The sequence below is a fragment of the Nocardia sp. NPDC060220 genome (genome assembly GCF_042727815.1).
GTDB lineage: Bacteria > Actinomycetota > Actinomycetes > Mycobacteriales > Mycobacteriaceae > Nocardia.
The window spans coordinates 1-7,110 of the sequence record NZ_JBHWZY010000333.1 but is presented as its reverse complement, the minus strand read 5'-3'; the positions used below and the strand labels follow the sequence as shown (position 1 = coordinate 7,110).

The 7,110-nt window shown below is 67.5% G+C and carries 13 protein-coding genes and 1 pseudogene; 8 read left to right on the top strand and 6 right to left on the bottom strand.

What is annotated here, in order from left to right:
- The coding region (locus ACFWF3_RS18440) for a hypothetical protein (protein ID WP_379314593.1) at positions 1–294 on the top strand (294 nt) is incomplete at its 5' end.
- A 4-nt stretch (positions 295–298) separates the two neighbouring features.
- Here the strand turns inward: ACFWF3_RS18440 and ACFWF3_RS18435 are convergent.
- The 5 genes from ACFWF3_RS18435 to ACFWF3_RS18415 form a co-directional block, all read right to left on the bottom strand.
- Positions 299–916, bottom strand: coding sequence for a hypothetical protein (locus ACFWF3_RS18435; protein WP_378989763.1), 618 nt, complete (start codon positions 914–916; stop codon positions 299–301).
- Between the two features lie 75 nt (positions 917–991).
- Positions 992–1,405 carry an arsenate reductase ArsC gene (locus ACFWF3_RS18430; protein ID WP_378989762.1) on the bottom strand — a complete coding sequence of 138 codons (414 nt, stop codon included), beginning with the start codon at positions 1,403–1,405 and terminating at the stop codon, positions 992–994.
- A gap of 12 nt (positions 1,406–1,417) precedes the next feature.
- Complete coding sequence (gene arsB / locus ACFWF3_RS18425; RefSeq protein WP_379314592.1) at positions 1,418–2,506, bottom strand: ACR3 family arsenite efflux transporter; 1,089 nt, start codon at positions 2,504–2,506, stop codon at positions 1,418–1,420.
- Positions 2,503–2,874, bottom strand: coding sequence for an ArsR/SmtB family transcription factor (locus tag ACFWF3_RS18420; RefSeq protein ID WP_379314591.1), 372 nt, complete (start codon positions 2,872–2,874; stop codon positions 2,503–2,505). The genes arsB and ACFWF3_RS18420 overlap by 4 nt, the downstream gene beginning before the upstream one ends.
- Positions 2,875–2,947: 73 nt before the next feature.
- Positions 2,948–3,466 (bottom strand): ArsI/CadI family heavy metal resistance metalloenzyme, encoded by a 519-nt coding sequence (locus ACFWF3_RS18415; RefSeq protein WP_379314590.1) that lies wholly within the window; start codon positions 3,464–3,466, stop codon positions 2,948–2,950.
- A gap of 99 nt (positions 3,467–3,565) precedes the next feature.
- On the opposite strand from ACFWF3_RS18415, the gene ACFWF3_RS18410 reads away from it, so the two are divergent.
- A complete protein-coding gene (locus ACFWF3_RS18410) occupies positions 3,566–3,925 on the top strand; it encodes an Rv2640c family ArsR-like transcriptional regulator (protein WP_379314589.1) in 360 nt (119 codons plus the stop codon).
- A 29-nt stretch (positions 3,926–3,954) separates the two neighbouring features.
- Here the strand turns inward: ACFWF3_RS18410 and ACFWF3_RS18405 are convergent, their stop codons facing one another.
- The gene (locus tag ACFWF3_RS18405; protein WP_379314588.1) at positions 3,955–4,347 is read right to left on the bottom strand and encodes a PPOX class F420-dependent oxidoreductase; all 393 of its coding nucleotides are present in this window, start codon (positions 4,345–4,347) and stop codon (positions 3,955–3,957) included.
- Between the two features lie 83 nt (positions 4,348–4,430).
- Between ACFWF3_RS18405 and ACFWF3_RS18400 the strand changes: the two genes are divergently transcribed.
- The 6 genes and pseudogenes from ACFWF3_RS18400 to ACFWF3_RS18375 all read left to right on the top strand — a co-directional run.
- Entirely contained in the window at positions 4,431–4,949 is a 519-nt protein-coding gene (locus tag ACFWF3_RS18400) for a hypothetical protein (protein WP_379314587.1), read from the top strand.
- A gap of 4 nt (positions 4,950–4,953) precedes the next feature.
- Entirely contained in the window at positions 4,954–5,514 is a 561-nt protein-coding gene (locus tag ACFWF3_RS18395; RefSeq protein WP_379314586.1) for a TetR family transcriptional regulator, read from the top strand.
- 133 nt (positions 5,515–5,647) lie between these two features.
- A complete protein-coding gene (locus ACFWF3_RS18390; RefSeq protein WP_379314585.1) occupies positions 5,648–5,797 on the top strand; it encodes a hypothetical protein in 150 nt (49 codons plus the stop codon).
- Entirely contained in the window at positions 5,787–6,287 is a 501-nt protein-coding gene (locus ACFWF3_RS18385; RefSeq protein WP_379314584.1) for a CinA family protein, read from the top strand. The genes ACFWF3_RS18390 and ACFWF3_RS18385 overlap by 11 nt, the downstream gene beginning before the upstream one ends.
- 122 nt (positions 6,288–6,409) lie before the next feature.
- Positions 6,410–6,877, top strand: coding sequence for an SRPBCC family protein (locus tag ACFWF3_RS18380; protein ID WP_379314583.1), 468 nt, complete (start codon positions 6,410–6,412; stop codon positions 6,875–6,877).
- 46 nt (positions 6,878–6,923) lie between these two features.
- Positions 6,924–7,110 (top strand): annotated as a pseudogene (locus ACFWF3_RS18375) (peptidase C56); the annotation flags it as partial.

The window sequence follows — 7,110 nt, the reverse complement described above, 5'->3', positions numbered from 1 at the left end:
GTCCTGGCGGACGTTCACAGGGTGGAGAACAGCTTGCTGAAATTGATCGAGCTCATACGGAAACCGGCACAGGCGACAGTCCCGACCGTGCCCCCGACCGCGGCCGGGTCGCTACGGGCGGGCGACATCGTGCTCACCGCCAAGCGCAGCTACCGGGTGGTCAGCACCAGCTTCGCCGACGACGCGCGTCGCGCGGGCCGAGTGGTCGCCGACACCGTCGATCTGGTCACCGGGCGCCTGCGCGTGCTCGACTTCCCGAGCGCCGACACGATGGTCACCGTCAAAACGGCCTAGCCCGTCAGACCGGCCGATGCCGCACATCGGCGGGGTAGGGCTGTCGAGGCGCGGCGTAACCGCCGGTGGCGGGTCCCTCTTTCTCGATCACACGACGCTGCTCGACACTGCGCGCGCGTTCAGCGAACGCGATGTCTCTGGTGCTGAGCACCGATAGCCGGCCCAGCGAGCTCGCGGCGAAGAACAGGATCAGCGCGCCGAGTCCGTAGAAGAACGTCAGCTGCAGCAGCGCGCGCTTCAGATCCGAGGTGGCGACCGGTTCGCCGATGTCCCCGAGACGCAGCAGATCGGCCAGGAACGGCCCGATCACGAACCACGCGCCTGCCGCGACCGACAGCCAGCCACCGAAACTCGCGACCACCCGGTTCCTGCTCATCAGCATGAGCAGTCCACCGACGATCGCGACAACGCCCGGCAGGACCTGCAGCCAGCCGCGGGCCGAGGTCCAGACCCACGGCTCGTCGGGGGTGTACGCGAAATCGAAGTACGGCCCGACGAACGGGATGAGTGCGCCCCAGATGCCGAGGAGCAGCACCGCGAGCCCGCCCAGCGCGCCCCGGCTACGCGGAATACGCAATCGCCCGACGGTCCCGGTCGACACTTTCTCGTCGTGATCCACCATGACGCCTCCGATCATCGAGAACAGAAGTACGAAGCGCTTACCCCGACCGGGACCGAATACGCACCGGCGCCGAAATCACCGCATGGTCTGTGGCAACAACTCCCCGATCAGGGCTTGCACGCGGGACTTGATCTCGTCGCGAATCGGGCGGACCGCATCGACGCCCTTGCCCGCGGGGTCGTCCAGGACCCAATCCCGGTAGCTCACGCCGGGGTACCAAGGGCAGGTGTCGCCGCAGCCCATGGTGATCACGACGTCGGAGGTTTCCACCGCGTCGGAGGTCAGGATCTTCGGGGTCTGCTCGGCGATATCGATGCCGAGTTCGGCCATCGCGGCGACCGCGGACGGATTGATCGTATCGGCGGGCGCGCTACCCGCCGACCGGACCTCGATCGCGTCACCGGCGAGATGGGCGAGGAATCCGGCGGCCATCTGGGAGCGACCCGCGTTGTGCACGCAGACGAACAACACGCTGGGCTTGGTAGTCATGGGTGGTGCCTTTCAGCCGGCCGAGGCCGGCGAAGTGTGGGTGGTGGGCTCGAACCGTTTGCGCAAGGCCAGGGAGACATAGACCAAGCCGACCAGGACAGGGACCTCGATCAGCGGACCGACGACCCCGGCGAGCGCCTGGCCGGAGGTGACGCCGTAGGTGGCGATCGCGACGGCGATGGCCAGTTCGAAGTTGTTGCCCGCGGCGGTGAAGGCGAGGGTGGTGGTGCGTTCATAGCCGAGGCCGAGGGCCGCGCCCATGGCATAGCCGCCGCCCCACATGATCGCGAAGTAGGCCAGCAGGGGGATCGCGATGCGGACGACGTCGAGTGGATGGGAGGTGATCTGGTCGCCCTGCAGAGCGAACAGGATCACGATGGTGAACAGCAGCCCGTAGAGCGCCCAGGGCCCGATCCTGGGCAGGAATGTCGACTCGTACCAGTCGCGGCCCTTGGCGCGTTCGCCGAAGCGGCGGGTGAGGAACCCGGCCAGTAGCGGGATGCCCAGGAAGATCAGCACCGATTTCGCGATCTGCCATGGGGAGACGTCGATGGTGGTTTGTTCCAGGCCGAGCCAGCCGGGTAGGACCGCGAGGTAGAACCAGCCGAGCACGGCGAACATGAAGACCTGGAAGACCGAGTTCAGCGCGACGAGGACGGCGGCGGCTTCGCGATCGCCGCAGGCGAGGTCGTTCCAGATGATGACCATGGCGATGCAGCGGGCCAGGCCGACGATGATCAAGCCGGTGCGGTATTCGGGCAGGTCGGGCAGGAACAGCCAGGCCAGGGCGAACATCAGCGCTGGGCCCAGGATCCAGTTCAGCACCAGGGAGCTGATCAGGAGTTTGCGGTCGCCGGTGACGGCGTCGAGGCGGTCGTAGCGGACCTTCGCCAGCACCGGATACATCATGATCAACAGCCCGATCGCGATCGGCAACGAGATGCCGTCGATCTCCACGGCGCTCAGCGTGTCGCCCAGACCGGGAATCATGTGTCCGAGTAGCAGTCCGGCAGCCATCGCGACGCCGATCCAGACCGGCAGGAACCGGTCCAGCGTCGAGAGTTTTCCCACGACGGCCGGGTGGTCGGTGGTGGTGCTCACGCGGTCACCGCTCCGGCCTCGGTCGCGAGCACGTCCGACAGCCGCGCCAGCGCGTGCGGGACGACCCGGTAGTACACCCAGGACGCACGGCGTTCGCTGGTGAGCAATCCGGCCTCGCGCAGCACCTTCAGGTGGTGGGAGATGGTCGGCTGGGTGACGTCGATACCGGTCGACAGGTCGCACACACAGGCCTCACCGCCTGCTCGGGACGCGATCGCCGAGAGCAGCCGCAGCCGGACCGGGTCGGCGAGCGCCTTGAACAGCACGGCCAGTTCGGCGGCGGTCTCGCCGCTCATCGGTGGGCGGGTGCGAGGTGTGGCCTCACACGAGGGTGAGGCCCCACTCAGCGGCAAGTCTTGATTCGACATATGTCGATATTGATCGATATCGAATCAAGAAAGCAAGCGAACGTCGAGTGAACTCGCTCGCTCTCGGATCGGGTCAGCCGCAGCAGCTCGCCCCGGAGGCCACGGCCTTCGTTTTGGCCTCGGCTCCGCAGCAGGCACCGTCAGCTTCGGCTTCGGCGGCGGTTCCGCAGCAGACGTCGACCGCTTCGGCGTCGGTAAGGCCGAGTTCGGGCGCGGTGCCGAAGGTTTCGCTGTCGGCCAGCACCGTGTAGACCTCCCACCGCTCAGCGCCCGGCCCGGTCACCCACACCTTGTCCTGGGTGGCGAAGCAACAGGTGGTCGCGATCTGCTCCTCGGTGAACAGGCCCGCGGCGGAGAGCCGGGCGATCTCGCCGCGCACCTGCTCGGAGGTGTCGACCTCGACGCCGAGGTGGTTGATGGACCCGCCCTGACCCGCGTTCTCGATCAGTACGAGCTTGAGCGGGGGCTCAGCGATCGCAAAGTTGGCGTAGCCGGGCTTGCGCTTGGCAGGTTCGGTGCCGAACAGGGTCGAGTAGAACCGCACGGCGGTGTCGAGGTCGTCGACATTGAGGGCCAGCTGGATACGAGACATGATCGAACCTCCACTTGTGTGACATATATCGAAGAACTTGTGGTGCCGAGTCTGCTCACCTTTTCGACATATGTCAATACCGCGGGTAGGGTCGATTTCATGCCCAAGGCGCTCCCCATGATCGACATGTCCACCCCCGTCTGCTGCGCCCCTGTCGCGGCGGGGCCCGTCGATGACGCCGCCGCGCTGGAGGTGGCGTTGCGACTCAAGGCGATCGCCGACCCGGCCAGGGTCAAATTGCTGTCGCTGCTGCTGACCAGCCCGCTCGGCGAGGAGAACGGCGGCGACCTCGCCACCGCGGTCGGCCTGAGCGAGTCCACGGTCTCGCATCATCTCGGCCAGTTACGCAAGGCCGGCCTGGTGGAGTCCGAGCGGCGCGGGATGAACACGATTCACCGCGCCCGCCGCGACGCACTGTCCGCGCTGTGCACGGTCCTGGATCCGAACTGCTGCACCTAGGCTCGCCGCCGGGCACACGTCCGCCACCGTCAAACGTCCAGCCGGATCCGAATTCCCACCATCCGTTCGGCGCCTCCACGCAGCCCGCTGCCCCACAGCCCGATCCGGGCGACCAGCCCGTACTTGCGTTTCATCAACGTGGTGAAGTACGCACTCGCTTCCGGCGCCAGCACCTCGGCACAGCCGGGAACCGAGGCGCCGAGTGGCTTGCCGCGCCAGTCGCAGGGGGCGACGCTCACTCGACCCCCGTTGCGGATCCGCTTCACCTTTCCGGCGTCCGCCACGCTCCACACCGCCAGCGCTCGGCCGTCTCGCATCACCCAGACCGGCGTAGGGACCGCCGTGCCGTCTCGGCGAAACGTGGTGAGAAGCAGATATTTGCCGGCCGCCAGCTCGCCGAGCACCGCATCGGTGGATTCCATGGCAAGATACTAACTAGTTAGTTAATAGGTGGTCGCCGGAACCGCCCAACCACGCGCGCATGTCGCCGGTGAAAGGAATCCGCATGGGGCGATTCGTCGGGACGCTGCTCGCGGGCTTCGCGGTGGGCACCCCCGCGATCCCGGTCGGCCTCTCGCTTTCCCTACCCGGCCCGGTCGCGCTGTTGGCGGTGTTACTCGGTGCGGCGTGCTGCGTGACCTTCGCGGTCTTCGCCATGGAACGCGCCCGGCTGCTGTGGCGGTCCTGGCGGGTCCGTCGGAATCCGGTGGCCGCACCGGTGGATTCGGCGGCTCCGACCGACGGCACCTCCCCTGTCGACGCGACCGCCCCGACGACGCCGGCACAGAGAGCCCGGCGCTCCGGCGCCGCCGGTCGCCGGGCCAGACGAGTCCTCGACCGATACGGCGTGGCAGGATTCGGCATCGTCGGGCCTGCCCTGTTCGGCACGTGGGGCTCGGCCCTGCTCGGTGCGGCGCTGGGTATCCCCCGCCGGCCGCTGATCGGCTGGCTGATGACCGGGATCACCCTGTGGTGCACGGTGCTGCTCGTCGCATCGGACGCGGCCTTCGCCGTCTTACGATGACCCCATGTCCCGAGCCGACGCCACCAAGGCCCGTATTCTTCAGGCCGCCACCGACGAGTTCGCCACGTACGGCATCGCCGGAGCCAGGGTGGACCGGATCGCCAAGACCGCGGAAGCCAACAAGAACCTCATCTACGTCTATTTCGGCAACAAGGACCAACTCTTCGACGCGGTCTTCGACGCCCACGTCACCCACGGCCTGAATTCGGTCCCCTTCACCGCCGGCGACCTGCCCGAGTACGCGGGACGGATTTTCGACTATTGCCTGCGGCACCCCGAAGTCATCCGGCTGGCCACCTGGCACCGCCTCGAGCGTGGCGACCGGGATGACCCGGCCGTCGCAGCGCCTGCGCGCGACGCCAAACTGGACGCGCTTGCCGCGGCGCAGGACAAGGATGGCATCGGCGCCGAATTCTCACCCCCGACGCTGCTGACGCTGGTGCTGAGCATGGCTCTCGCGTGGAACCCGAACAACATCACCAGCCTGCCCGCCTGCTCGTCCGGCGCCGAGAGCGCCGACGACCGCCGCAGCGCGCTCGTCGAGGCCGTGCGCCGCCTCCTGTGAACAGCGCCGACGGTGATCGGCCACCCGCGTGGTACGGCCGCGCTGTTTAGGAACTGAATTCCGCGGTACGACCACCTTGGGCGGTCTGGACGACGGCCACCGCATCGACTATCCCGGCGCCGAAGGAGGACCCATGGGTACTCGCGACATCATCGCGCAACTGCGACAGGACATCACCACCGCCGGCGACGCCGGGGACGAACGCACCGCCCAACGGCTTCGCAACGAATTGTCGAAGGTCTTGGAAGAGTCCGGCGATCGATCCGACAGCAATGCGGAATGACACGGCGAACCAGCTTGCCGCTCTCGCCGAACGATATGGGTTGACGGTAGCCGTCGCCGAATCGTTGACAGCGGGCCAGGTAGCCGCTGCCCTCGGCGCCGCACCGGATTCGGCGGTGTGGTTTCGAGGTGCGGTCGTCGCCTACGCCACCGAGGTCAAACGGCACGTGCTCGGGATTCCCGATGTGCCGGTCGTGTCCGAGACCGCGGCGAAGGCGATGGCAACGGGCGTGCGTTCGCTGATGGACGCCGATATTGCCGTCGCCACCACCGGAGTCGGCGGACCCGAACCGCAAGACGGGGAGGACGCCGGTTCCGTGTGGTTCTGCGTGGTTACACGCGGCGACGCACAGGCCAGTCACCGGCAGTACGACGGAGATCCCGCCGCGGTTGTCGACCGGTCGGTGCAGTACGCACTCGAGTTGCTGCTGTCGACGGCGACAACGCTCACGCGATCAGCTCCGGTGTGGGTGGCCGATAACCGGGTATAGCCCGGTATCGCGCACCTCCGCCGGCTACGAGCTGACGCTTTCCGTTCGAGCGTGCAGGCAGGAGCAGGTACGCGTCGATGTGACCGAGCGAGAACAACGCGGCCGAGGAGGCGATCCACGACATGGTCCAGGTGACGCGCACGATCCATGCCCCGGTGGAAGAGGTGTTCGCGGTGCTCGCCGATGGATGGTCCTATGCGAGTTGGGTCGTCGGCGCCTCCCACATCCGCGACGTGGACGACACATGGCCGGAGGTGGGAGCTCGCATTCATCACAGTGTCGGACCGTGGCCGTGCACCGTCCAGGACACGACGTCGGTCCGCGCCATCGATTCGCCGCACAGCATCGAACTCGACGCCAGGCTCTGGCCGATCGGCGCCGCGGTAGTCCGGGTGGAGCTACGCGCCATCGACCCCACATCGTGTGAGGCCCTGATGACCGAACGCGCCGTTCGCGGACCGAGCCGGTTGTTGCCGCACGCGGTCCAGGCGCTGCCGCTCGTGCCACGGAATCGCGAATCGTTGTCGCGGCTCGCCGACCTCGCCGAGGGCGGGTACCCGGATGCGAGAGCCGAGGGCCGGGACGGCTGACGGCAATGCCCACGAACGCAACCCCATTGATCCGAAGGAGTGCACGGTGCCTCAGCAACTACTGACCGGAAAGCACGTCGCCATCCTGGCCACCGACGGAGTCGAACAGGTCGAACTCGTCCAGCCACGCGACGCCGTCGAGGACGCGGGCGCCACCACCGCATTGCTCTCCTCGGCCAACGGCGCCATCCAGGCCATGAACCACGACGTCGAGAAGGGCGACACCTTCCCGG